Source organism: Pseudoxanthomonas sp. SGT-18, from assembly GCF_003931645.1.
In the GTDB taxonomy this organism is placed as follows: Bacteria; Pseudomonadota; Gammaproteobacteria; order Xanthomonadales; family Xanthomonadaceae; genus Pseudoxanthomonas.
In genome coordinates, this window is record NZ_RRYJ01000001.1 from 13,335 (window position 1) to 35,845 (window position 22,511).

Annotated in this window: 24 protein-coding genes and 1 pseudogene; 12 read left to right on the forward strand and 13 right to left on the reverse strand. The window is 71.9% G+C overall.

The features are described from left to right. From EIM47_RS16060 to EIM47_RS00060, 3 genes are read left to right on the forward strand one after another with little or no spacing between them, the layout of a single operon-like run. On the forward strand, positions 1–132 hold the full coding sequence (locus tag EIM47_RS16060) for a hypothetical protein (protein WP_255326644.1): 132 nt from the start codon (positions 1–3) through the stop codon (positions 130–132). Next, a complete protein-coding gene (locus EIM47_RS00055; protein ID WP_019397016.1) occupies positions 129–731 on the forward strand; it encodes a cytochrome c oxidase assembly protein in 603 nt (200 codons plus the stop codon). The genes EIM47_RS16060 and EIM47_RS00055 overlap by 4 nt, the downstream gene beginning before the upstream one ends. 22 nt (positions 732–753) lie before the next feature. Next, entirely contained in the window at positions 754–1,629 is an 876-nt protein-coding gene (locus EIM47_RS00060) for a cytochrome c oxidase subunit 3 (RefSeq protein WP_028914393.1), read from the forward strand. Positions 1,630–1,739: 110 nt separating this feature from the next. On the opposite strand, the gene EIM47_RS00065 is transcribed toward EIM47_RS00060, so the two are convergent. Next, complete coding sequence (locus EIM47_RS00065) at positions 1,740–1,958, reverse strand: twin transmembrane helix small protein (RefSeq protein WP_019397014.1); 219 nt, start codon at positions 1,956–1,958, stop codon at positions 1,740–1,742. A gap of 75 nt (positions 1,959–2,033) precedes the next feature. Between EIM47_RS00065 and EIM47_RS00070 the strand changes: the two genes are divergently transcribed. The 4 genes from EIM47_RS00070 to EIM47_RS00085 are packed head-to-tail and all read left to right on the forward strand — an operon-like array spanning position 2,034 to position 5,478. Further along, entirely contained in the window at positions 2,034–2,750 is a 717-nt protein-coding gene (locus tag EIM47_RS00070) for an SURF1 family protein (RefSeq protein ID WP_050992095.1), read from the forward strand. 55 nt (positions 2,751–2,805) lie between these two features. Next, positions 2,806–3,381 (forward strand): hypothetical protein, encoded by a 576-nt coding sequence (locus EIM47_RS00075; protein ID WP_125075745.1) that lies wholly within the window; start codon positions 2,806–2,808, stop codon positions 3,379–3,381. Between the two features lie 13 nt (positions 3,382–3,394). Beyond that, positions 3,395–4,582 carry a COX15/CtaA family protein gene (locus EIM47_RS00080; protein WP_019397011.1) on the forward strand — a complete coding sequence of 396 codons (1,188 nt, stop codon included), beginning with the start codon at positions 3,395–3,397 and terminating at the stop codon, positions 4,580–4,582. After that, entirely contained in the window at positions 4,579–5,478 is a 900-nt protein-coding gene (locus tag EIM47_RS00085) for a heme o synthase (protein ID WP_019397010.1), read from the forward strand. Before EIM47_RS00080 ends, EIM47_RS00085 begins: the two co-directional genes overlap by 4 nt. A gap of 48 nt (positions 5,479–5,526) precedes the next feature. On the opposite strand, the gene EIM47_RS00090 is transcribed toward EIM47_RS00085, so the two are convergent. The 11 genes and pseudogenes from EIM47_RS00090 to rpsU form a co-directional block, all read right to left on the reverse strand. Then, positions 5,527–6,501, reverse strand: a complete 975-nt coding sequence (locus EIM47_RS00090) for an MBL fold metallo-hydrolase (protein ID WP_125075746.1) — start codon at positions 6,499–6,501, stop codon at positions 5,527–5,529. A 302-nt stretch (positions 6,502–6,803) separates the two neighbouring features. Beyond that, positions 6,804–7,550, reverse strand: coding sequence for a TerC family protein (locus EIM47_RS00095; protein WP_125075747.1), 747 nt, complete (start codon positions 7,548–7,550; stop codon positions 6,804–6,806). A 79-nt stretch (positions 7,551–7,629) separates the two neighbouring features. After that, positions 7,630–7,887, reverse strand: coding sequence for a zf-TFIIB domain-containing protein (locus EIM47_RS00100; protein ID WP_125075748.1), 258 nt, complete (start codon positions 7,885–7,887; stop codon positions 7,630–7,632). 231 nt (positions 7,888–8,118) lie between these two features. Next, complete coding sequence (gene dnaG, locus EIM47_RS00105; RefSeq protein ID WP_125075749.1) at positions 8,119–9,852, reverse strand: DNA primase; 1,734 nt, start codon at positions 9,850–9,852, stop codon at positions 8,119–8,121. Positions 9,853–9,993: 141 nt separating this feature from the next. Beyond that, a pseudogene (locus EIM47_RS00110) lies at positions 9,994–10,866 on the reverse strand (YihY/virulence factor BrkB family protein); the annotation flags it as partial. Positions 10,867–10,928: 62 nt separating this feature from the next. Continuing rightward, on the reverse strand, positions 10,929–11,420 hold the full coding sequence (locus EIM47_RS00115) for a GNAT family N-acetyltransferase (protein WP_125075751.1): 492 nt from the start codon (positions 11,418–11,420) through the stop codon (positions 10,929–10,931). A 143-nt stretch (positions 11,421–11,563) separates the two neighbouring features. Continuing rightward, positions 11,564–12,664, reverse strand: a complete 1,101-nt coding sequence (locus EIM47_RS00120) for a serine hydrolase (protein WP_125075752.1) — start codon at positions 12,662–12,664, stop codon at positions 11,564–11,566. After that, positions 12,655–13,788: a serine hydrolase gene (locus EIM47_RS00125; protein ID WP_125075753.1), complete on the reverse strand. Its 1,134-nt coding sequence runs from the start codon at positions 13,786–13,788 to the stop codon at positions 12,655–12,657. Before EIM47_RS00125 ends, EIM47_RS00120 begins: the two co-directional genes overlap by 10 nt. Then, positions 13,778–14,944: an acyltransferase family protein gene (locus tag EIM47_RS00130; RefSeq protein WP_125075754.1), complete on the reverse strand. Its 1,167-nt coding sequence runs from the start codon at positions 14,942–14,944 to the stop codon at positions 13,778–13,780. Before EIM47_RS00130 ends, EIM47_RS00125 begins: the two co-directional genes overlap by 11 nt. Positions 14,945–15,181: 237 nt before the next feature. Further along, positions 15,182–15,628, reverse strand: coding sequence for a GatB/YqeY domain-containing protein (locus EIM47_RS00135; RefSeq protein ID WP_019397770.1), 447 nt, complete (start codon positions 15,626–15,628; stop codon positions 15,182–15,184). 155 nt (positions 15,629–15,783) lie between these two features. Continuing rightward, on the reverse strand, positions 15,784–15,999 hold the full coding sequence (rpsU, locus tag EIM47_RS00140) for a 30S ribosomal protein S21 (RefSeq protein WP_013533886.1): 216 nt from the start codon (positions 15,997–15,999) through the stop codon (positions 15,784–15,786). Positions 16,000–16,130: 131 nt separating this feature from the next. Between rpsU and tsaD the strand changes: the two genes are divergently transcribed. Beyond that, positions 16,131–17,165, forward strand: coding sequence for a tRNA (adenosine(37)-N6)-threonylcarbamoyltransferase complex transferase subunit TsaD (gene tsaD, locus EIM47_RS00145; RefSeq protein WP_125075755.1), 1,035 nt, complete (start codon positions 16,131–16,133; stop codon positions 17,163–17,165). On the opposite strand, the gene EIM47_RS00150 is transcribed toward tsaD, so the two are convergent. Continuing rightward, entirely contained in the window at positions 17,154–18,287 is a 1,134-nt protein-coding gene (locus EIM47_RS00150) for a glycosyltransferase family 4 protein (RefSeq protein WP_164514517.1), read from the reverse strand. The genes tsaD and EIM47_RS00150 overlap by 12 nt on opposite strands. 54 nt (positions 18,288–18,341) lie before the next feature. Here EIM47_RS00150 and folB point away from each other — a divergent pair, with 54 nt between their 5' ends. The 4 genes from folB (at position 18,342) to EIM47_RS00170 (ending at position 22,462) form a co-directional block, all read left to right on the forward strand. Beyond that, positions 18,342–18,707, forward strand: a complete 366-nt coding sequence (gene folB, locus EIM47_RS00155; RefSeq protein ID WP_019399235.1) for a dihydroneopterin aldolase — start codon at positions 18,342–18,344, stop codon at positions 18,705–18,707. A gap of 57 nt (positions 18,708–18,764) precedes the next feature. Then, positions 18,765–20,015, forward strand: coding sequence for a mechanosensitive ion channel domain-containing protein (locus EIM47_RS00160; protein ID WP_125075757.1), 1,251 nt, complete (start codon positions 18,765–18,767; stop codon positions 20,013–20,015). A gap of 72 nt (positions 20,016–20,087) precedes the next feature. Next, entirely contained in the window at positions 20,088–21,533 is a 1,446-nt protein-coding gene (locus EIM47_RS00165) for a circularly permuted type 2 ATP-grasp protein (RefSeq protein ID WP_125075758.1), read from the forward strand. After that, entirely contained in the window at positions 21,533–22,462 is a 930-nt protein-coding gene (locus tag EIM47_RS00170) for an alpha-E domain-containing protein (protein WP_019399232.1), read from the forward strand. Before EIM47_RS00165 ends, EIM47_RS00170 begins: the two co-directional genes overlap by 1 nt. Positions 22,463–22,511 lie beyond the last annotated feature (49 nt).

A 22,511-nucleotide genomic window follows, 5' to 3' on the forward strand; every position in this document is an offset into this window, starting at 1 on the left:
ATGAACCACGCCCCCGACCATCGCGATGACGCCGCACGCCGCCGTGGCGTGGTGCGCACCGTGTGGGTCGTGGGCGCGATCGCCCTGGCGATCTACGTGGGCTTCATCCTCTCGGGGGTGCTGCAGGCATGAGCGATCCGCGCGCCGACGCCGCTCCGCGCCGCCGCGGCTGGCTGAAGCTGGCCGGGGTGTCGCTGGCCGCGTTCGCGTTCGCCTTCTCGCTGGTGCCGCTTTACCGGATCGCGTGCGAGAAGGTGTTCGGCATCCGCCTGGAAGGCGGCACCGGCCAGGCCCGTGCCGCCGCGCCGGCCGCCGCCGGGCCGCGCCAGGAACGCACCGTCACCGTGCTGTTCGATGGCGGCGTGAACTCGAAGCTGCCGTGGTCCTTCGGCCCGGAGCAGCTGACCATGCAGGTGGTCCCGGGCGAACTGGCCGAGGCGACGTACTACGCGCGCAACGACAGCGACCGCCCGATCGTCGGCAGCGCCGTGCCCTCGGTGGCGCCGGCGCGGGCCTCGGGCTACTTCACCAAGACCGAGTGCTTCTGCTTCACCGCCCAGACCCTGCAGCCGGGCGAGCGGCGCGAAATGCCGGTGCGCTTCATCGTGGACCCGGACCTGCCGGCCGACGTGAAGACCATCACCCTCTCGTATACCTTCTTCAGGAACGAGGCCCTCACCGCGCAATTGGGCGCGGGCGGGGCTTCCCGCGCGCCGCTCGCGGCGCCTTGACCCGAGCAACGGAATCCACGCCATGGCCCATTCCCAGACCGACGCCAACATCTACTTCGTGCCGGCCAAGAGCAAGGCGCCGATCTTCGCTTCGGTGTCGATGTTCGTGATGATGATCGGCGTGGCCACCTGGCTCAACGAGATCGCCTGGGGCAAGTGGTCGTTCTTCCTCGGCGTGGCGCTGATGGTGGCGACCCTGTTCTACTGGTTCGGCGAGGTGATCCGCGAGTCGCAGGGCGGCCACTACAACCGCCAGGTCGACGGCTCGTTCCGGATGGGAATGATCTGGTTCATCTTCTCCGAGGTGATGTTCTTCGGCGCGTTCTTCGGCGCGCTGTTCTACACCCGCCAGTTCGCGCTGCCGTGGCTGGGCGGCGAGGGCGACGGCGTGCTCACCAACGAGCTGCTGTGGCAGGGCTTCAGCGCGGCCTGGCCGAGCGCCGGCCCGGGCGGCGTCGGCGGCCAGTTCCAGACCATCCCGGCCTGGGGCCTGCCGCTGGTCAACACCCTGATCCTGCTGACCTCGGGCGCCACCCTGACCATCGCCCACCATGCGCTCAAGGCCGGCAAGCGCGGCCAGCTGCTGGTCTGGCTGGGTGCCACGGTGCTGCTGGGCCTGACCTTCCTGGTGTTCCAGGGCGAGGAGTACATCCACGCCTACAAGGAGCTGAACCTGACCCTGGGCTCGGGCATCTACGGTTCGACCTTCTTCATGCTCACCGGCTTCCACGGCGCCCACGTCGCCCTGGGCACGATCATGCTGATCGTGATGTGGTTCCGCGCGCTGAAGGGCCACTTCACCCGGGACAAGCACTTCGGCTTCGAAGCCGCGGCCTGGTACTGGCACTTCGTGGACGTGGTCTGGCTGGGGCTGTTCCTCTTTGTTTACGTGCTGTGATTCGTGATTCGATAGAAGCGAAGCGCGAGCCACAAGCAACAAGGGCGCCATCAGGCGCCCTTGTTGTTTCGGATCACTGATCACCAATGACAAACCACGGGCTGGCGGCCTCAGCCGCCAACCCCATGCGGCTGTATCACGCCGGTCCAGATGCCGATGATGACCAGCAGGATCAGGCCGATGGACAGGGCGATGCGGCGGGTGAGGGCGTTGACCGTGCGCTTGCTCTCGCCGCGGTCCACCATGAGGTAGTAAAGCGCCGAGCCGAGGTTCCAGATGATGAGCAGCAGGAACGCGACGACGATCAGGGTTTTGAGCGAATCGTTCACGGGACGTGGCTCGTGGCGTGCGGGTTTGCGCCGGGCATTATCGCAGCCCGGCGCCGCGGCGGGCGTGGGGGCCGCGTGAGCCGTCGCCTGCCGTCGTGGGCGGGCTGGGGCCTGGCCCTGGCCGTGGCCGCGGCCTGCTGCGGGCTGGGCACCTGGCAGCTGCAGCGCATGCACGCCAAGCAGGCCCTGCTGGACGCGTCGGCGCAGGTGCTGGCCGAGCGCCGGCCGCAACCGCTGGCGCTGGCCGCCGATCCGGCGCGCGCGCGCGGCTACGACTGGGCGTCCGGCCGCGGCCGCTTCGCCGACCTGCCGGCGGTGCTGCTGGACAACCAGAACCGCGATTCCCGGCCCGGCGTACGCGCCTACCGCGTGTTCGAACCGGAGGACGGGCTGCCGCTGCTGGTGGATCTGGGCTGGCTGCCCCTGCCCGGCGACCGCCGCATGCCGCAGGTCCCGCCACCGGCAGCCGGCACGATCGAAGCCTCGGGCCTGCTGCTGCCGCCGCCGGCCCGCGGCCTGGCCGCGCCGGCGGTGCAGCGCCAGGCCGACGGCACCGCGCTGGTGGTGGCGCTGGAGCCGGCGGCAGTGGCCGCCGCACTGGGCCTGCCGGCGCTGGCGCCGCGGGTGCTGCGCCTGGATCCGGAACTGCCGCTGGGCTACGCGCGCGACCTGGAACTGCTGCCGAACACGCTGCCTCCGCAGCGCCACCTGGGCTACGCGGTGCAGTGGTTCGCCCTGGCCGCCGCGGCGCTGGCCATCGCCCTGGTGCTGACCCTGCGGCGGCGCCGGTGAGGCGCGTGGCCGGCGCGCGGAACAGGGCATGGCCCGGCATGCGAAAATCCCGCGCATGAGCCATTCCGTTCCCGACGCTGATCGCACTGCCCGCGGCCGCCTGGTGCTGGTTGCGCTGTTCGTGCTGTTCTTTGGCAGCGCGCTGGCCGCCGGCGCGCTGCGCTTCAGCGGCTGGATGCCGGCCGGCCTGCGCAACCACGGCCAGCTGCTGGAGCCGCCGGTGGACCTGCGCCAGGCCCGCCTGCAGCTGGCCTCCGGCGAGGCCTATCCCTGGCAGCCGCAGGCCCGCATCTGGCGCATCGTGGCCGTGCCCCCGGCCTCCGGCTGCGACGCGGCGTGCACCACGCTGGCGGCGCAGCTGGACAAGGTCTGGCGCCTGTTCGGGCACAACGCCGACCACGTGCACGTGCTGTGGCTGGGCGCCGCCCCGGCCGGCGCTGCGCAGCTGCCGGAGATGCGCGTGCTGCGCGACGACCCGGGCGTGCGCGCGTCCCTGCCCGGCGCCTCCGACCCGGCCGGCGTGCCGGTGTACGTGGTCGATCCCAACGGCTTCGTGATCCTGCGCTACGCGCCGCAATCCGATCCGGCCGGCCTGCGCGCCGATGTCGCGCGCCTGCTGAAACTGAAGTGAGGCTTCCCATCCGATGAACGCGCTCGTCCGCCCGACGCTGGCACGCCATTTCCACCGCATCGCCTGGCTGGCGGTGGCGCTGACCGCCTGCGTGGTCGTGTTCGGCGCCTTCGTGCGCCTGTCCGACGCCGGCCTCAGCTGCCCGGACTGGCCGACCTGCTACGGCCGTGCCACCTGGCCATCGGCGCCGGCCGACGCGGCCGCGCACGCGGCCAGCGGGATCCGTCCGTTCGAGACCCACAAGGCCTGGCGCGAGCAGGTACACCGCCACCTCGCCGCCAGCCTGGGCGTGGTGGTGCTGCTGCTGGCGCTGCTGGCGGTGCGCCGCCGCCGCCTCGGCGTGCCGCTGGTGATCGGCGCCTCGCTGCTGGTCGCCGCCGCGATCCCGGCGTACATGTACGGCCACATCGGCCTGGCCTTCGCCCTGGCCGGTGCCGGCGAGGCGGTACTGCTGCTGGCGGCGCTGCGCTGGTCCAACATCGACCTGGCGCGCGCGGCGGTGCTGACCCTGGCGGTGATCGTGTTCCAGGCGCTGCTGGGCAAGTGGACCGTGACCCTGCTGCTCAAGCCGATCGTGGTGATGGGCCACCTGCTGGGCGGGCTGACCACGTTCGCGCTGCTGGTATGGATGGCCTGGCGCGCCACCGGCCTGCCGATCCGCCTGGCGGACGCGCGCGTGCTGCGGCGCTGGGTGGTCGCCGGGCTGGTGGTGCTGGGCCTGCAGATCGCGCTCGGCGGCTGGACCAGCGCCAACTACGCGGCGCTCGCCTGTGGCGGCGGCGGCTGGACCGGCGCCAGCCACCATTACATGGATTTCCCGCGCTGCGTCGGCCAGTGGTGGCCGCCTGCGGACTTCCGCGAAGGCTTCGTGCTGTGGCGCGGGATCGGCGTGGACTACGAAGGCGGCGTGCTCGACGGCGCCTCGCGCATCGCCATCCAGATGGCGCACCGGATGATGGCGGTGGTCGCGGCGCTGTACCTGCTGCTGCTGGCCGGGCGGCTGTACCGGCTGCCGGGCATGCGCGGCTGGGCCGCGCTGCTGGGCCTGCTGGTGCTGGTCCAGGTCGCGCTGGGCGTGCTCAACGTCAAGCTGTCGCTGCCGCTGCCGGTGGCGGTGATGCACAACGGCGGCGCCGCGGCCTTGCTGTTCGTGCTGGTGACCTTGCTGGCTCGGTTGCGGGAGCCCGAGCAGGTCGCATGAGCACCCACGTTTCCCTCTGGCGCGAATACCTGGAGCTGACCAAGCCGCGGGTGGTCGCGCTGCTGGTGTTCACCGCCCTGGTCGGCATGTTCCTGGCGGTGCCGGGGCTGCCGCCGCTGCGCGAATCGGTGCTGGGCCTGGTCGGCATCTGGCTGGCCGCGTCCTCGGCCGCGGCGATCAACCACCTGATCGACCAGCGCATCGACAAGCTGATGGCGCGCACCGCGCACCGCCCGCTGGCCACCGGCGCGCTGCGCCCGGCGCAGGTGCTGGCGTTCGCGCTGGCGCTGGGCGTGGCGTCGATGCTGGTGCTGGTGCTGTGGGTCAACACCGTCACCGCGGTGCTGACCTTCGCCTCGCTGATCGGCTACGCGGTGGTCTACACCGGCTACCTCAAGCGCGCCACGCCGCAGAACATCGTGATCGGCGGCGTGGCCGGCGCCGCGCCGCCGCTGCTGGGCTGGGCCGCGGTCACCAACATGCAGGGCGCCTGGGACTGGCAGCACGCGCTGCTGCTGGTGCTGATCATCTTCGTCTGGACCCCGCCGCACTTCTGGGCGCTGGCGATCTTCCGCCGCGAGGACTACGCGCGCGCGCTGATCCCGATGCTGCCGGTGACCCACGGCGTGACCTACACCCGCTGGCAGATCCTGTTCTACACCGTGCTGCTGGTCGAGGTGAGCGTGCTGCCGGTGGTGTTCGGCATGAGCGGCCTGTTCTACCTGGGTGGCGCGCTGGTGCTGGGCAGCGTGTTCCTGTGGTACGCCTGGCGCCTGCTCGATCCGCCGGACGAGTTCTACGCCATGCGCGTGTTCAACTACTCGATCGTCTACCTGATGGCGCTGTTCGCCTTCCTGCTGGTGGACCACTGGCTGCCGCTGCTGCTGCCGGCCTGAGCCGGCAGCACGGCCGGGCGCGGGCGGCGGCCCGCGCCCGGGCATCGCTTACTCGGCGACCCAGGCCAGCTGGCCGTCGCTGGCGCGCTCGATGCGGCCCAGGCCCGGGAACGGGAAGTGCACCGAGTACAGGCGTTCGCCGCTGTCGGCGGCGGTGTCCAGCATCTTCGCCCGCTGCGCCGTGCCGGCGGCGGCGTCGCGATCCCACTGGATCGTCCACTGCGGGCGCTGCACCGAGACCACCGGGTGGTGCACCAGGTCGCCCACGTACAGCAGGCTTTCCCCGCCGCTGCTGATGCGGAAGGAGACGTGGCCCGGGGTGTGTCCCGGGGTCGGCAGCGCCTGCACCATGCCCGGCACCAGCTCCGCCTCCGGGGCAAAGGCGTCGACCTGCGGCGCGATCGCCGCGACCAGGCTGGCCATGGCCGCGCCTTCGCCGCTGGCCTGGGCCTGCAGGTCCTCCCACTCCGGCTGCGAGACATGGATGGTGGCGTTGGGGAAGGCCAGCGCGCCGCTGGCATCGACCAGGCCGCCGACATGGTCGCCGTGCGCATGCGAGATGAACACGTCGGTGACCTGCGCCGGCACGATGCCGGCCGCCTGCAGCGCCGCGCCCAGCTTGCCCGCGCTGTCGCCGACGAACTGGCCGGCGCCGGCATCGAACAGCATCACCCGCTGCCCGTCGCGCACCAGCAGCGGCTGCACGCTCAGGTGCAGGCGATCGGTGTCCAGGCCAGCGCCCGACAACACGCCGGCGACCTCGTCCGGAGTCAGGCCGACGCCAAACACCGAGTTGTCGTTGGGCACGGCAATGCCGCCGTCGCGCAGCGCGGCAGCCTGCAGCGATCCGACCTGGAACGGGTGGACGTGCTCGCTGGCGGGCACGCCGGCCTGGGTGGCCTCCGGCGCGGCGACCGGGGCAGGCGCGGCCCCGGCCGCTTCCTCGTTGCGGCTGCAGGCGGCAAGCGCCGCGCCCATTGCTACCACCAGCAGCGGCAGCGCCGCCTTGCGTACGTGCGACATGGCTGACTCCCGTGGATTGACCGCCGGATTCTGGCGGCGCGCCGGCGCAGCGGCAAGGCGATGGCGGCAGGCGCCGACGGAAGGCGGGAACCAGCCCCGCGCCGCCGCGGGCGGGCATGGTGGCTTCCGGCGCCCACCGGGCATGCCCGCCGCCGGCGACCCGCGGCGCGCGCATGACCGCGACGGAAGCATCCGGCTGCCGCGCCGTGTTGCCGCGCTTCACGGTCACGCGGCCATCGGCCGCCCCTGGGCGATACCTGCCCTCCCTTCGCCGGGCGGGGCCGCGCAACCAGGGGCGCGCGTCAGTCCCCGCCTGCCCGCGCCACAGCCTGCTGCTCGCGGCGCCGGATCCACAGGTTGATCAGCTCGACGAACACCGAGAAGGCCATCGCCGCGTAGATGTAGCCCTTGGGGATGTGCTGGCCGAAGCCGTCGGCGATCAGCACCAGGCCGATCATGATCAGGAAGCTCAGCGCGAGCACCTTGACCGTGGGATGGCGCTCGACGAAATCGCCGATCGGGCCGGCGAAGCCGATCATGAACACGATCGAGATCAGGATCGCGGTGGCCATCACCCAGCGCTCGTCGACCATGCCCACGGCGGTGATGATCGAGTCCAGCGAGAACACGATGTCCAGCACCATGATCTGCAGGATCACGCCACCGAAGGAGGTCGCGGCGCGGGCCAGGTTCGGCCCTTCCTCGGCCAGCCCGGCACCCTCGATCTTCTGGTGGATCTCATGGGTGGCCTTGGCGATCAGGAACAGGCCGCCGCCGATCAGGATCAGGTCGCGCCAGGAGAAGGCATGGCCGAACAGCTCGAACAGCGGCCTGGTCAGGCCAATGATCCAGGCGATGGTGAACAGCAGGCCCAGGCGGGTGATCGCTGCGGCGGCGATGCCGAGCCTGCGCGCCCTGTTGCGCTGTTCCGGCGGCAGGCGCCCGGCCAGGATCGAGATGAAGATGATGTTGTCGATACCCAGCACCAGTTCCAGCGCGGTGAGGGTGGCCAGGGCGATCCAGATTTCGGGGTTGAGCAGGGCGTCCATGTGGGTGCGCTTCGGTCAGGCAATCGGAGGGTGCCGCGCCGCGGGTGCAGGCGGCGTCGGCGTGGATGGGGGAGGGGTATCAGAAGTCGAACAGTTCGCCCAGCAGCGACTTCGGCTTCCTGCGCCGATGGTCGCCATGCCGGGCATGGCCGCCGTCGTGTCCGGGGCCGCGCTGGGCGGGATATGCGGGTGCGGGCGCCGCCTCGGCACGGGCGAGCAGCCTGTCCAGTTCGCCACGGTCCAGCCAGACGCCACGGCAGGACGGGCAGTAATCGATCTCGATGCCCTGGCGTTCGGTCATGGCCAGGGTCACGGTGGTGCAGTGCGGGCATTGCATGGGGAGCGGGCTCCGGAAGGTCCAGGGGCCGCGGTGGAGTGGCATCGTGGAACGGATGCACCTTCGCCGCGGGACGGCGAAGGTCTTGCCCACAGGCCGGTGGCCTGCCGCTGCGCCGGGGTCCGGGGACCCGTAATGACGACGCCAGCGTTTGGGGGCTACTCCCCTTCGAGGTGCGCATCCTAGCATGGCCGGGGCTGGCGCCATGGCATGCCAGGCGCGGGCGTGGCCTCAGCCGCGCAGGCTGCTCAGGGCCTGCAGCAGCATGCGCAGCTCGTACTTGTCGGTCTCGTCCAGGCCCTGGCTGCGCTGCTTCTGCTGCAGTTCGTCGATGCGCTGCTGCAGGGTCTGCTTCTCCAGCTGGGCCGCCGCGTCCTGCAGCTCATGCGCCCAGCTGTTCTCGTCGCCCGGCAGCGACTGCGCGGCCAGCTTGCGCAGCGCCTCGCCCTGTTCGTGTTCGGCGAAGTGCTCCAGCAGCGCGCCGGTACTGATTTCCGGGCGCTGGTGGACGACGTCCAGCAGTTCCAGCAGCAGGGGCATGCCCGGCAGGCGCAGTTCGGCGAACGGATACGGCGGCTGCAGCTGCAGGCCCAGCGAGGGCTGCTGCAGGAGCAGGGCGATCATGCTGCGGACCAGGCTGCGCTTCTGCGCCGGTGCGCCCACCCGCCGCGGCGGTGCGCGCTGCGGTTCCGGCGCGGTGGCGGGGGCGGTTGCGCCCACGCCGGTCTGGCGCTGCAGCTCCTGGCGCATCAGGTCGGCGAAGGCGCCGTCGGGCAGCTGTGCCAGCAGCGGACGCGCGCGCTCGGCCAGGCGGGCGCGGCCGTCGAGGGTGTTGCGGTTGATGTCGCGGCCCAGTTCCTCGAAGAAGAACTGCGACAGTGGCGTGGCCTGGGCCAGGCGCGCGTCGAACCCGGCCGCGCCCTCCTTGCGCACGATGGTGTCCGGGTCCTCGCCCTCCGGCAGGAACAGGAAGAACGCCTGGCGCCCGTCCTTCATCCGCGGCAGCACCGACTCGACCGCGCGCCAGGCCGCGCGCCGGCCGGCGGCGTCGCCGTCGAAGCAGAAGTACACGTCCGGCGCGTTGCGGAACAGCAGCTCGGCGTGCTCGGCGGTGGTGGAGGTGCCCAGGGTCGCCACCGCCTGGGTGACGCCGAACTGGAACAGGGTGACCACGTCCATGTAGCCCTCGACCACCACCAGCCGCTCCAGCTTCTGGTTGGCCTGGCGTGCCTGCCACAGGCCGTACAGCTCGCGGCCCTTGTGGAACAGCGGGGTTTCCGGCGAGTTGAGGTATTTGGGGCTGGCGTCCTTGTCCAGCACGCGACCGCCGAAGGCGATCACCCGGCCGCGGCGGTCGTGGATCGGGAACATGATCCGGTCGCGGAACTTGTCGTACACGCTGCCGCGCTCGTTGCGCGAGAGCATGCCGGTGCGCTCCAGCAGCTTGCGCCGGCGTTCGTCCGTGCCCAGCGCGTCCAGCAGGGTGGAATAGCCGTCGGCGGCGTAGCCGATGCCGAAGCGGGCGCGGGTGTCCGCGTCCACCCCGCGGCCCTGCAGGTAGGACAGCGCGCGCGGGCTGTCGGCCAGCTGGCGCTGGAACAGCCGGGCCGCCGCCTCCAGCGCCGCGTACTGGTCGCGCAGGTCGTTGTCCTGCGGGCCGGCGCGGGTGTCCTTTGGCATCTCCATGCCGGCGCGTCGCGCCAGTTCCTCGACCGCGTCGAGGAACTCGAGGCGGTCGTAGTTCATCAGGAAGCTGATCGCGGTGCCGTGCGCGCCGCAGCCGAAGCAGTGGTAGAACTGCTTGGTCGGCGAGACGTAGAACGAGGGCGTGCGCTCGTCGTGGAACGGGCAGGGCGCGGCGTATTCGCGGCCCTTGCGCTTGAGTGGCACCCGCGCACCGACGATCTCGACGATGTCGGTGCGCGCGAGCAGGTCGTCGATGAACGCGTCGGGCAGGCGGGCCATCGCAATAGGATGCCATCCGCGCGGGTTCCTGGCCCTGTCCGCGTGGCGGAAAAAGCCCCGGCGGGGCGCGGCGGCGCGCGCGGGGCCTCAGGGCGCGGCCTGCGTGCCCCCGTCAGCGCCGGTGCGCGGGGGCACGGCGCCGATCCCGGCCCGGCGCAGCCGCTGGCGCGCGTGCGCGCGTTCGTCGATCACCGCGGTCACCAGGGCCCCGGCGAAGAACACCAGGGCCGCGTAGTACATCCACACCAGCAGCAGCACCAGCGCGCCCATCGAGCCGTAGGCGCTGCCCGGGGCGGCCTGGGCCAGGTACAGGCCGATCAGGTAGCGGCCCAGGGCGAACAGCCCGGAGGTGATCGCCCCGCCCAGCCAGGCCTGGCGCCAGTCGACCCGGCGGTCGGGCAGGTAGTGGTAGAGGAAGGCGAAGGCCAGCGCGTACAGCAGCAGGGTGGTCACGTAGCCGACCACCGGCAGCAGCGAGGGGATGCGCGCGAACACCAGCTGCAGCGCGGTGGTGGCGATCATCGACACGATCAGCAGGAAGCCCAGGGCCAGGACCACCCCCAGCGAGAACACCCGCTTGCGCAGCCAGGCACCCAGCCCGCCGAGCTTTTCGCCGCCGGTGCGGAAGATCAGGTTGAGCGCGCCCTGCAGCTGGGCGAACACCACGGTGGCGCCGACGAATAGCAGGCCGGTGCTGGCCAGGCCGGCCAGCGAGCCCACGTCCGGCTGTGAATCGGCATTGCGGATGATGGTTTCGGCCACCACCGCGGCCTGCTCGCCGGCCAGCGCGCCGATCTGGTCCACCAGCGACTGCTGCGCCGGCGGGTACAGCGAGGCGGTCAGCCACAGCAGCAGCACCAGCAGCGGCGCCAGCGACAGCAGGGTGTAGAAGGACAGCGAGGCGGCCTGGGTCATCAGGTCGGCCTCGACGAAGCGCTTCACCAGCGCCACCGGCAGGCTTTCCTGCAGGCGCTGCAGGTGCCGGCGCAGCTTGTTGAGCGAGGGACGGGTCATGCGGGCACGGTCGCGGTGGCGGGCCCAGCTTGTTGGCTGGCGCGTTGCCGGTGCGTGAGCGCTCAGCCGCCGGCCTGGGCCGCCAGCGCGTGCAGGGCCTGGCCGTCGACGCGCTGCACGGTCCATTCGTCCATCGGCCGCGCGCCGAGGCGGCGGTAGAAGGCGATCGCGGGCGCGTTCCAGTCCAGCACCGACCACTCGAAGCGGCCGTAGCCGCGCTCCACCGCCAGCGCCGCCAGATGGGCCATCAGCCGGTGGCCGATGCCACGGCTGCGGAATTCCGGGCGCACGTACAGGTCCTCCAGGTACAGGCCGGGCTTGCACAGGAAGGTGGAGAAGGAAACGAAGAACAGGGCGAACCCGGCGGCCTGGCCGTCGCATTCGGCGATCACCACCTCCGCCGCCGGGCGCGCGCCGAACAGGGCCGCCTCCAGGTCGGCGGCGGTGCCCACCGCCTCGTGGGCCAGGCGCTCGTATTCGGCCAGTTCGCGGACCAGCGACAGGATCAGCGGGATATCCGCGGGGGTGGCGGGGCGCAGGGACAGGTGGCTCATGCGTCGGCGGGAATGGATACGGTGCTGGAACCGCCAACTCTAGGGCGCGCGGAATGAATCGGTACTGGCCTCCGCCCGGTGTGGCGCACGCGCAAACGGCGCCGCCTTGCCGGGGCACCGCTGGCGCGTGGCGGGGCGGCGGGTCAGGGCAATGCCAGCGCGGCGGCCAGGGCGCGGCCCAGCGCCTGGAATGCCTGCTCGGCCTGCTCCAGTTCGCCGAAGTGCTCGGCGCAGGCCACCACGACGGTGGCGCCGTCGCGGCCCAGGCCGGGATCGAGCAGGCCGACATTGCACGCGCGCTGCTGCTGGGTGCCGGTCTTCTGCGCGAAGTCCGCGCCTGCCGGCAGCCCGGCCTGGATGCGGCGGCTGCCGGTGCTGATCGCGCGCATGTGCCCGAGCAGCAGCGCGGTCGAGCGCGGCGACAGCAGCTCGCCGCTGGCCAGCCGCTCCAGCAGGCGGCCGTAGGCCGGCAGGGTCGCCGAGTTCAGGCCGCGCGCGTAGTAGTCCTCGAACACCTGCTCCAGGGTGGTGTCGCCCAGCTCCGCGCGCGGTACGCCCAGCGCATCGGCCAGCGCCTGCAGCCGCGGCTCGCCGGCCTCGGCCTGGCGCAGGGCCAGCATCTGCATGCTGTCCAGCCCGGCCACCCCCGGATGCAGCGCGCCATAGGCGTCGTAGCGTACCTGGCGGATGCTGGTGACGCGGCCGAAGCCGGAGCCGTTCCAGGCGGACAGGCGCGCGTTGAGCCGGTCCTGGCCGATCCGCCGGACCAGCATGTCGGTGGCGGTGCTGTCGCTGTCGCGCAGCGACTTGTGCAGCAGGGTGGCGATGCTGAAGCGCTCGCCCGGTTCGTGCTGGAGCATGTCGCCGGCGCCATCTACGAAGTCGCCGGCGGTCAGTTCCAGTTCCTCGTCCAGGGCCAGTTCGCCGGCATCCACCGCCTCCAGCACCGCGATCGCCACCGGCACCTTGATGGTCGAGGACAGGTACCAGGCACGGCCTTGGCCCAGGTCCAGCTTGCCGGCCTGGGCCGGGGGCCCCAGGCGGTGCACGTACACGCCGAAATCGCCGGGCATGGCCGCGTCGATCGCCGCCACGTCCCGCTCCAGCGCGGCGATCCACGCCGGCGCTTCCGCTTCCGTTGCCGTGGGCGCGGCAGGCGGCTGGGCAGGGCGGCTGCAGGCGGCCAGCACCAGGGCCAGCACGGCCGGCAGCGCAGGATGCAGGGGGCGGGAACTCAGGGCCATGCCGGCGGCGACACCGTGGGTCGTGGCGGGGTGTCCACGAATACCCCGGCGGCGGTGATGGCTGCGGCAATCCGCTGCAGGGCGTGCTCGCCGGCGGCGGTGCCGGTGCCGCGCACGCAGGCGGCAACCACCACCCGCGCCGGATCCGGACGCGCCGGCGGATCGGCCGGCTGCATGGCGATGCCCAGGTCGCAGGTGCGCCGGTACTGGGTGCCGGTCTTGTGGGCGAAGGCGATGCCCGGCGGCAGGCCGGCGCGCAGGCGGCGGTGGCCGGTTTCCACCCGCAGCATCCGCTCCAGCAGCCAGCCGGTGGCCTCCGCGCCCAGGGCCTTGCCGTCGGCCAGGGTGGCGAGCATGCGCCCGTAGTCGACCAGGGTCGCGCTATTGGCGCCGGTGGCGTAGTAGGCCTCGAACGCCGCGGCCAGGTCCGGTTGCCGCAGCTGTTCCGGCGGCACGCCCAGCAGCGCGGCGAGCTTGCGTACCCGTGCCGGGCCGGCGGGGACGCGTTTGAGTGCCAGCAGGTCCTGCGCGTCCAGCCGTGCCGCGCCGGGATGGAACTGGCCGTAGGCCAGGCGGCGCACGTCGGCCAGGGTGGTGATGCGCAGGCGCGCGTCCACCAGTTCGGCCGCGACCCGGTTCACCGCGGCCAGGCCGACGGTGCGGATCAGCACGTCGGTGGCGGTGTTGTCGCTGTGCACGATCATCTGCTCCAGCAGCCAGGACAGCGCCAGCGCCTCGCCGGGGCGGTGCCGGTTCGTGGCGCCGGCGCCGTCGACGTAGTCGTCGGCCCGCAACACCACCGGCGTGTCCAGCGCCAGCGTGCCGCGCTCGACCTCGCGCAGTACCGCGATCGCCACCGGCACCTTCACCCCGGAGGCCAGGTACCAGGGCTCGCCGGCGCGGTAGCCGTAGGACTCGTCGCGATCCATGTGCAGCACGTAGACCCCGATCCCGGCGCCCTCGCCCAGCGCGGCCTCGATCGCGCGCAGCCTGGGCTCCAGTGCGGTGGACCAGGCCGGCACCGCGGCCTGGGTGGCGGGAGGCGCGGTCGGCGGCGCGGCGGCCGCCGGCGGCGGCAGCAGGACGAGCAGGGCCAGCAGCAGGCAGCAGCGGCTAGCCCGCATGCGCGGCTCCGCGCTGCCGCTCCCGCCACTGGCGCAGGCGCGCGCGCAGCGCCTGCCACAGCGCGATCCACGCCGCGGTCGCGACGACCAGGCCGCCGGACAGCAGCAGCGCGTGCTCGTAGGACACGGCCTGGTAATAGCCCAGCGTCCCGCGCAGCAGCAGGAAGATCACCGAGATGTGGACGATGAAGGCCATCAGCGAGTCGCTGCCGACCACCGCCAGCGGCCGCAGTGCGCGCGCCAGGAGGTTGCCGCCGGCCACGCTGAGGCCCAGCAGGACCAGGGCGCCGCCGACGCTGAACAGCGAGAACAGCAGGCCGGGCGGATGCTTGCCTTGGTTGCGGCCGATCTCCACCAGCACCGGGCGCAGCGGTTCGCCGGCCAGGTGTGCGAAGGCCGCCAGCAGCAGCAAGCCGGCCACCACGATCCCGCCCGCCAGCAGCAGCCGGCTGCGGGCCTCCTGGTCCCAGCGCCGCAGCAGGCCGCCGAGCAGCAGTCCCAGCAGCACCAGCGGCAGGCGCGACAGCTGGCCCCAGGTGTACAGCTCGTGGTCTTCGACCAGCACCGCGCGCAGCGGCCGGCTGTCGAAGTCGACGTGGCCGGACACCCACCACCACAGCCCGCCCGCCAGCAGCGGGCTGGCCCAGCGCAGCCAGGCCGGGGTACGCGCCCACAGCGGCAGCAGCCAGGGGATCCACAGCAGGGCGATGGCGTAAAAGCCCAGGATCTCCACGAACGAGGGGAAGGACCGGTACAGCAGGGCGTCCACCACCGCGTCGCGGCCGCGGTCCCACAGCTCGACCACGGTCAGCAGCTTGTACCAGAACAGCACCAGCAGGCCGCGCCGGACCAGGTGGTTGCGCCGCCCGGGCCAGTCCGGGGCGGCGGTCTTCGGCACGAAGGCCACGGCCAGGGCGATGCCGAAGACGATGAAGAACAGCGAGGAGGAGAACTTGGTCAGGGCGTGGACCGGCACCTGGCCCCAGTCCGGGAAGTCGGCGTAGGGCATCAGCCCGTTGGTGCCGTGGGAAACGATCATCAGGCACACGGCCAGGCCGCGGGCCAGGTCGATCGAGCCGATCCGGCCACCGCGCACGGCCACGGCGGCCGGGACCGTCCCGGGCGCGGCCGTGGTCGCGAGGCTGTCAGCGGACATGCGCCCGATCCGCCGCGCAAGCGGGACGGCTGCCCGCGGCGGCGCGGATGGCAACGGGGGCGGCGGCGGGCCGGTCGGGGCGCCCGTCGCGGGCGTGGGTGGCCATGGGCGGGTTCCGGGCGCGGGGACGGCCATTGCAGCAATGCCGCCGTGAGGGCCCGATCAGGGATAGGGCTGCCCCGGTCGCGGGGGCGGCCGGGGCAGGGGCCGGTGCGGGGGCACCGGCGGGGGGAGGGATCAGCCGGCGAGGCGGCGCTTGACCAGGGCCGAGACCTGGCCCATGTCGGCCTGGCCGGCCAGCTGCGGCTTGAGCACGCCCATCAGCTTGCCCATGTCGGCCGGGCCGGCGGCGCCGGTCTGGGCGATGGCGGCGTCGATCGCCGCCAGGATCGCGGCCTCGTCCAGCTTGGCCGGCAGGTAGCGTTCGATCACCGCGATCTCGTTGCGCTCGACCGCGGCCAGGTCCTCGCGGCCGGCGGCCTCGTACTGGGACACCGAGTCGCGGCGCTGCTTGACCATCTTGTCCAGCACGCCGACCACCGCGGCATCGTCCAGCTGGATGCGCTCGTCGACTTCCTTCTGCTTGATCGCGGCGTTGATCAGCCGGATCACGGCCAGGGTTTCCTTGTCGCCGCCCTTCATGGCGGCCTTCATGTCGTCGGTCAGACGCTGCTTGAGGCTCATGGCACACCTTCCAAGGTCGCTAAATCAAAGCCGGACGGCCGCCCGGGGCGGTGCCGCGGCGAACACAAAAAGCCGGCCACGCGACGGCGTGCCGGCTTCGGTGCCCTGTACACCATGCGCCCGCGCACGGGCGGCATGGCGTCAGCAGCGCAGGCTCAGTACAGGCGCTGGCGCTTGGTGACGTCGCGCGACATGCGACGCAGCTGGCGCTTCACCGCGGCAGCAGCCTTGCGCTTGCGCTCCTGGGTCGGCTTCTCGTAGTACTCGCGCTTGCGGGTTTCGGCCAGGACACCGGCCTTCTCGCAGGTGCGCTTGAAGCGACGCAGCGCAAACTCGAAGGGCTCGTTCTCGCGGACTTTGACGCTGGGCATGGAATCTCCGGGACACAAAATACCGGGTCGCGCCCGGTGAGCCGCGTATGATAGCCACCTCGCCGGCCGCGCTGCAAGTGCGCCGGTGCAGGCCGCGCCGCGGCCGCCCCCTTTCCCCCGGAACTCCCCCCATGCGTGTCCTTGGCATCGAAACCTCCTGCGACGAAACCGGCGTGGCCGTGTACGACACCGCCCCCGGCGCAGGCCTGCTCGCCCATGCGGTCTACAGCCAGATCGCCCTGCACGCTGAATACGGCGGCGTGGTGCCGGAACTGGCCAGCCGCGACCACGTGCGCAAGCTGCTGCCGCTGGTGCGCCAGACCCTGGCCGAGGCCGGGCTGGCCCCGGCCGACCTGGACGGGGTGGCGTACACCGCCGGCCCCGGCCTGGTCGGCGCCCTGCTGGTCGGCGCCGGCACCGCGCGGGCCCTGGCCTGGGCGCTGGACGTGCCGGCGGTGGCGGTGCACCACATGGAAGGCCACCTGCTGGCGCCGTTGATGGAGGACAACCCGCCGGCTCCGCCGTTCGTGGCCCTGCTGGTCTCCGGTGGCCATACCCAGCTGGTGGCGGTGGAGGCGATCGGCCGCTACCGCCTGCTCGGCGAGACCCTGGACGATGCCGCCGGCGAGGCCTTCGACAAGACCGCCAAGCTGATGGGCCTGCCGTACCCGGGCGGCCCGCAGCTGGCCGCGCTGGCCGAACGCGGCACGCCGGGTGCGTTCCGCTTCGCCCGGCCGATGACCGACCGCCCGGGACTGGATTTCTCCTTCAGCGGGCTGAAGACCCAGGTGCTGCTGGCCTGGCAGCAGTCCGACCAGTCGGAGCAGACCCGCGCCGACATCGCCCGCGGCTTCGAGGACGCGGTGGTCGACACCCTGGCGATCAAGTGCGGGCGCGCGCTGGACGCGGCCGGCAGCGACACCCTGGTGATCGCCGGCGGCGTCGGCGCCAACAAGCGCCTGCGCGCCAGGCTGCAGGAGATGTGCGCCCGGCGCGGCGGCCGCGCCTGCTTCCCGCGTCCGTCGCTGTGCACCGACAACGGCGCCATGATCGCCTTCGCCGGCGCGCTGCGCCTGGAGGCCGGCCAGCACGAGGACACGTCGGTGCGGGTCACGCCGCGGTGGGACATGGCCGCCCTGCCGGCACTGGCCGCCTCAGGCGCGTAACAGCCCTTCGAACAGCGCCTGCCAGCGGGCCATCACCGCCTGCCCGGAGAAACGCGCGATGTTGCGGTGGGCGGCGGCGCCCATCGCGTCGCGCAGCGACGGATCCGACAGCAGCCGGTCCAGCGCCGCGGCCATGCCTTCGATGTCGCCTGGCGCGACCAGGAAGCCGTCCTCGCCGTGGGTGACGATTTCCGCCGGGCCGCTGCGGCAGTCGCTGGCCACCACCGGCAGGCCGCAGCTCATCGCCTCCAGCAGTACCATCGGGAATCCCTCGTACTGCGAGGACAACGCCAGCACGCTTGCCTGCATCAGCGCGCCGGGCACGTCGCGCACGGCGTCGTCCAGGGTGACCTGCGACTCGATCCCCAGCCTGTGCGCGAGCCGGCGCAGGTCGTCCTTGCCGCCCGGGCCGACGATGCGCAGGGTCGCATCCGGATGGCGTGGCGCCACCCGCGACCACGCTTCCAGCAGGCGGTCGAAGCGCTTCTGCCGGGTATTGCGGCCAAGCGCGATGACCTGCTTCGAATCCAGCGGTGCGCGCGTGGGGCAGGCGAAGCTGGCGGCGTTGGGGATGGAGGTGATGTTGGGGAGCCGGCCCCAGGCCTCGGCATCCTGCGCGGTCAGGGTCACGAAGGCGTCGTAGCCGCCGATCAGGCGGTAGTCGGCGTGCTTGTAGAGCCGGCACAGGGCGCGTCCGGCGGCGGTCCGCTCCAGCCGGTACATGTGCTGCGCGCTCTTGTGCTTGGCGAAATGCAGCTCGCCGACCTTGCGGCACGCATGGCGGGTACGCGGCAGGTGGCGCGAGTACTCGTCGAACATCGAGATCGCGATGTCCGGCTGGAACTGCGTGAGCCAGCGGTCGGCGGCGGCGACGAACGCTTCGACGTTGCGTCCCTTGCGCAGCTTGTTCGCCAGGCCCTTGCGGTAGATCCGCTGCAGGCCGAGGTTGTGGTGGCGCACCTGCGCGGGAAACGGGAAGAACGGCTCGCGTCCCTGCGGATCGACCAGCGACACCACATGCACCTCGTGTCCCTGCGCGCACCACCAGGCGCACTTGTTGGAGAGCACGCGCTCCATGCCGCCGGAAGCGGTCGCATCCTTGAGGAAATAGGCCAGTTTCATTCGGTGCCGTCGCCCTTGGGCTAGAATCCTGAGCCCGTATTGTCGCAGCATCCAATGGACAAGGTATTCATCGAGGGCCTGGAAATCGAGGCGCTGATCGGCATCTACGACTGGGAGCGGCGCATCCGCCAGACCCTGCGCTTCGACCTGGAGATGGCCTTCGACAACCGCGTGCCCGCGGCCAGCGACGACATCGCCGACACCCTCGACTACAAGGCGGTGAGCAAGCGCCTGATCGAGTACGTGGGCCAGTCCGGCTTCGGCCTGGTCGAGACCCTGGCCGAACGTTGCGTCGAACTGGTCATCCGCGAGTTCGGCGTGCAGTGGGTGCGGTTGAAGCTGAGCAAGCCCGGTGCGGTGCGCGGTGCGCAGGCGGTGGGCGTGGTGATCGAGCGCAGTGCGCCGGCGAAGGAGTCGTAAGTGGTGTGGGGTGTATCGACTGCGGGTGATTGGACCAGCCTGATCGGGCTGCATGGGGTGAGGGACCTGCTGGGGCCTTGGCCCTGGGCCTGGCCGGCCCTGCTGCTGGCGCTGCTGCTGGGCGCCGCGGCCATCGCGAACTTCGTCACCAAGCGCATCCTGCTGCGCGGCCTGCGCCGGTTGCTGGCGATGCTCGCCAGCCAGACCGGCAAGGCCGGGATCGCCGACATGCGGGTGATCCCGCGCCTGGCCAACGTGGTGCCGGCGATGGTGATCTCCTCCGGCATCGGCTGGATCCCCGACCTGTCGCCGACGCTGGTCGCCTTCGTCCACGGCGCCTGCCAGGCCTGGGTGGTGCTGACCCTGGCGCTGGCGGTGTCGCACGCGCTGGACGCGGCCAACGAGCTGTACGAGCGCCGTCCCGACGCGCGCAACAAGCCGATCAAGGGCTACCTGCAGGTGGCCAAGATCGTGGTCTTCGCCCTGGCCGGCCTGTCGATCGTCGCCACCCTGGCCGGGGTGAAGCTGCTGCACCTGCTGACCGGCCTGGGCGCGGCCACCGCGGTGCTGATGCTGGTGTTCCAGGACACCCTGCTGTCGCTGGTGGCCAGCGTGCAGATCAGCGGCGACGGCCGCGTGCGCATCGGCGACTGGATCGAGATGCCCAGCCAGAACGCCGATGGCGACGTGATCGACATCGCCCTGCACACGGTCACGGTGCAGAACTGGGACAAGACCGTCACCACCATCCCGACCAAGAAGCTGATCAGCGAGTCGTTCAAGAACTGGCGCGGCATGCAGGAGGCGGGCGGGCGCCGGATCAAGCGCGCGCTGTACCTGGACCAGTCCAGCGTGCGCTTCCTGGAGCCGGAGGAGCGCCAGCGCCTTGGGCGCTTCGTGCTGCTGCGCGAGTACCTGGCGCAGAAGGAGCGCGAGCTGGCCGAGTGGAATGCCGGCCTGGGCGAGGACGGCCAGCTGCCGGTCAACGCCCGCCGCATCACCAACCTCGGCACCTTCCGCGCCTACGTGGAGCGCTACCTGCGCCGCCATCCCGGCGTGCACCAGGACATGACCCTGCTGGTGCGCCAGCTGCAGCCGGGTGCCGACGGCATCCCGCTGGAGATCTACTGCTTCACCAACGACACCCGCTGGGCGGTGTACGAGGGCATCCAGTCGGACATCTTCGACCACCTGCTGGCGATCCTGCCGGAGTTCGGCCTGCGCGTGTTCCAGCAGCCCGGGGGCGCCGATTTCCGCGCCCTGCTGGCCGAACGGGGCGGGCAGGGCCCGCTCGCCCCGGCCTCTTGACGGCCGCCCGCCGGCGTTGCATGTTGCGGTGCAACAACCGGCGCGGGGCCGCCGGGAGGCCGGGCGGGTGCGATGGACTGGACGAAGTACCGGACGCCTTCGTATGACGAGCTGATCGGGCCGGACGGCCGGCCACGCCCGGCCGCGCGCCCGCTGGTGGAATACCTGTCCGGGCTCTCCGACCAGGAGCTGGCCGAGCGCCAGCTGGCGGCCGACGTCGCCGCCCGGGTCATGGGCATCACCTTCACCGTCTACAGCGACGGCCGCAACGTCGACCGCACCCTGCCGTTCGACCTGATCCCGCGCATCATCGACCGCCGCGAGTGGCAGCGCACCGAGGCGGGGCTGGTCCAGCGCATGCGCGCGCTCAACCTGTTCATCGCCGACATCTACGGCGAACAGCGCATCGTCCGCGACAAGGTGTTCCCGGCCGCGCTGCTGGAGCGCTCGGTCAACTTCCGCCCGCAGTGCGTGGGCGTGCGCCCGCCGCTGGACGTGTGGGCGCACGTCTGCGGCTCGGACCTGGTGCGCGACGCCAACGGCACCCTGTACGCGCTGGAGGACAACCTGCGCATCCCCTCCGGGGTGTCGTACATGCTCGAGAACCGCATGGTCGCCAAGCGCGTGTTCCCGGAGCTGTTCGAGACCAGCGCGATCCTGCCGGTGGACGACTACACCGCGCAGCTGTACGACACCCTGGCCGCGCTGTCGCCGCGCCCGGGCGACACCCCGGTGATCGTGCTGCTGACCCCGGGGGTGTTCAACAGCGCCTACTTCGAGCACGCCTACCTGGCCCAGGCCATGGGCATCGAGCTGGTCGAGGGCAGCGACCTGTTCGTGGCCGACGACGACTGCACCTACATGCGCACGGTCGACGGCCCGCAGCGGGTGGACGTGGTCTACCGCCGGGTCGACGACCTGTTCCTGGACCCGGAGGTGTTCCACCCGGACTCGCTGCTGGGCGTGCCGGGGCTGATCCGCAGCTGGCGCGCCGGCAAGGTCGCGCTGGCCAACGCGCCCGGCGCCGGCGTGGCCGACGACAAGGTCGTGTTCGCCTACGTGCCGAGGATGATCCGCTACTACCTGGGCGAGGAGCCGATCCTGCCCAACGTGCCCAGCTACCTGTGCCACGACGCCGACGACCGCCGCTACGTGCTCGAGCACCTTGGCGAACTGGTGGTGAAGCCGGCCAACGAGTCCGGCGGCTACGGCATGCTGATCGGCCCGCGCGCCAGCAGCAGGGAACGCGAGAAGTTCCGCGCCCTGATCGAGGCCGACCCGCGCAACTACATGGCCCAGCCCACGCTGTCGCTGTCCACCGCGCCGATCATCGGTCCCGGCGGGCCGGTGCCGCGGCACATCGACCTGCGGCCGTTCATCCTCTCCCGCGGCGATACCTACGTGACCACCGGTGGCCTCACCCGGGTGGCGATGGCCGAGGGCTCGCTGGTGGTCAATTCCTCCCAGGGCGGCGGCGCCAAGGACACCTGGGTGGTGGACCTGGAGGAGACCGCCTGATGCTCTCGCGCGTCGCCAGCCAGCTGTACTGGTTCAGCCGCTACCTGCGCCGCGCCGAGAACACCGCGCGGCTGGTGGGCGTGGGCAGCCTGCTGCAGCTGGACCTGCCGCGCTCGGTGCGCTTCACCTGGCGGCCGATGATCGCCACGGTCGGCGCCGAGGAGCTGTTCCTGGGCGTGCATCCGGAGCCGGACGAGGCCGATGTGCTGGACTTCCTGCTGCTGGACGCGCGCAACCCGTCCTCGCTGCGCAGTTCGGTGGCGCAGGCGCGCGAGATCCTGCGCAGCATCCGCGACGCGCTGCCGCAGGAGGTGTGGGAGGCGGTCAACGACCTGCACCTGTACCTGGACGCCGACGGCCCGCGGGTGCTCACCCGCCGCTACCGCATGGACTTCATCGGCCGCATCACCGACGGCTGCCTCAAGGTCTCCGGCCTGCTGCAGGCCAACGTCAGCCGCGACATGGGCTTCCACTTCCTGCGCCTGGGCACGGCGATCGAGCAGGCGGACATGACCACCCGGATCATCGACGCCGGCGCCTCCGGCCTGGTGCGGCCGCGCCACGAGGACGACCTGGAGGCCTGGCGCAACATGCAGTGGATGGCGGTGCTGCGCGCGCTGGCGGCGTACCAGATGTACCGCCGCCACCTGCGCCAGCGGGTCACCGCCGCCCACGCCCTGCGCTTCCTGCTGCATGACAACGAGTTCCCGCGCAGCGTGCAGTTCTGCCTGGGGCGGCTGCACCGGATCCTGCCGGCGCTGCCGCCGCGGCCGCCGGTGGACCGCGCCCTCAACCGGGTCACCGGGCTGGTGCGCCAGGCCGACCCGGCGCTGCTGGCCGCAGGCGACCCGGCCGGCTTCATGGACGAGGCGCAGGTGCTGCTTGGGCGCCTGCACGAGGCCATCGCCGAGGGCTATTTCGCCGGCTGAGCGCGCGCCGGCCGCCACCGGGGCCGGGTGTAGAATCCACCGAACCGCA

Excerpts from the sequence above, each read along its gene's own strand:
- EIM47_RS00100 (WP_125075748.1), bottom strand. The coding sequence starts at position 7,887 with ATGCAATGCCCGCACTGCACCACCGTGACCCTGGCCATGACCGAACGC.
- folB (WP_019399235.1), top strand. The coding sequence starts at position 18,342 with ATGGACAAGGTATTCATCGAGGGCCTGGAAATCGAGGCGCTGATCGGC.
- tsaD (WP_125075755.1), top strand. The coding sequence starts at position 16,131 with ATGCGTGTCCTTGGCATCGAAACCTCCTGCGACGAAACCGGCGTGGCC.
- EIM47_RS00075 (WP_125075745.1), top strand. The coding sequence starts at position 2,806 with ATGAGCCATTCCGTTCCCGACGCTGATCGCACTGCCCGCGGCCGCCTG.
- dnaG (WP_125075749.1), bottom strand. The coding sequence starts at position 9,852 with ATGGCCCGCCTGCCCGACGCGTTCATCGACGACCTGCTCGCGCGCACC.
- EIM47_RS00055 (WP_019397016.1), top strand. The coding sequence starts at position 129 with ATGAGCGATCCGCGCGCCGACGCCGCTCCGCGCCGCCGCGGCTGGCTG.
- EIM47_RS00125 (WP_125075753.1), bottom strand. The coding sequence starts at position 13,788 with ATGCGGGCTAGCCGCTGCTGCCTGCTGCTGGCCCTGCTCGTCCTGCTG.
- EIM47_RS00060 (WP_028914393.1), top strand. The coding sequence starts at position 754 with ATGGCCCATTCCCAGACCGACGCCAACATCTACTTCGTGCCGGCCAAG.
- EIM47_RS00170 (WP_019399232.1), top strand. The coding sequence starts at position 21,533 with ATGCTCTCGCGCGTCGCCAGCCAGCTGTACTGGTTCAGCCGCTACCTG.
- EIM47_RS00130 (WP_125075754.1), bottom strand. The coding sequence starts at position 14,944 with ATGTCCGCTGACAGCCTCGCGACCACGGCCGCGCCCGGGACGGTCCCG.
- EIM47_RS00095 (WP_125075747.1), bottom strand. The coding sequence starts at position 7,550 with ATGGACGCCCTGCTCAACCCCGAAATCTGGATCGCCCTGGCCACCCTC.
- EIM47_RS00120 (WP_125075752.1), bottom strand. The coding sequence starts at position 12,664 with ATGGCCCTGAGTTCCCGCCCCCTGCATCCTGCGCTGCCGGCCGTGCTG.
- rpsU (WP_013533886.1), bottom strand. The coding sequence starts at position 15,999 with ATGCCCAGCGTCAAAGTCCGCGAGAACGAGCCCTTCGAGTTTGCGCTG.
- EIM47_RS00135 (WP_019397770.1), bottom strand. The coding sequence starts at position 15,628 with ATGAGCCTCAAGCAGCGTCTGACCGACGACATGAAGGCCGCCATGAAG.
- EIM47_RS00090 (WP_125075746.1), bottom strand. The coding sequence starts at position 6,501 with ATGTCGCACGTACGCAAGGCGGCGCTGCCGCTGCTGGTGGTAGCAATG.
- EIM47_RS00080 (WP_019397011.1), top strand. The coding sequence starts at position 3,395 with ATGAACGCGCTCGTCCGCCCGACGCTGGCACGCCATTTCCACCGCATC.
- EIM47_RS00115 (WP_125075751.1), bottom strand. The coding sequence starts at position 11,420 with ATGAGCCACCTGTCCCTGCGCCCCGCCACCCCCGCGGATATCCCGCTG.
- EIM47_RS00165 (WP_125075758.1), top strand. The coding sequence starts at position 20,088 with ATGGACTGGACGAAGTACCGGACGCCTTCGTATGACGAGCTGATCGGG.
- EIM47_RS00150 (WP_164514517.1), bottom strand. The coding sequence starts at position 18,287 with ATGAAACTGGCCTATTTCCTCAAGGATGCGACCGCTTCCGGCGGCATG.
- EIM47_RS00085 (WP_019397010.1), top strand. The coding sequence starts at position 4,579 with ATGAGCACCCACGTTTCCCTCTGGCGCGAATACCTGGAGCTGACCAAG.
- EIM47_RS16060 (WP_255326644.1), top strand. The coding sequence starts at position 1 with ATGAACCACGCCCCCGACCATCGCGATGACGCCGCACGCCGCCGTGGC.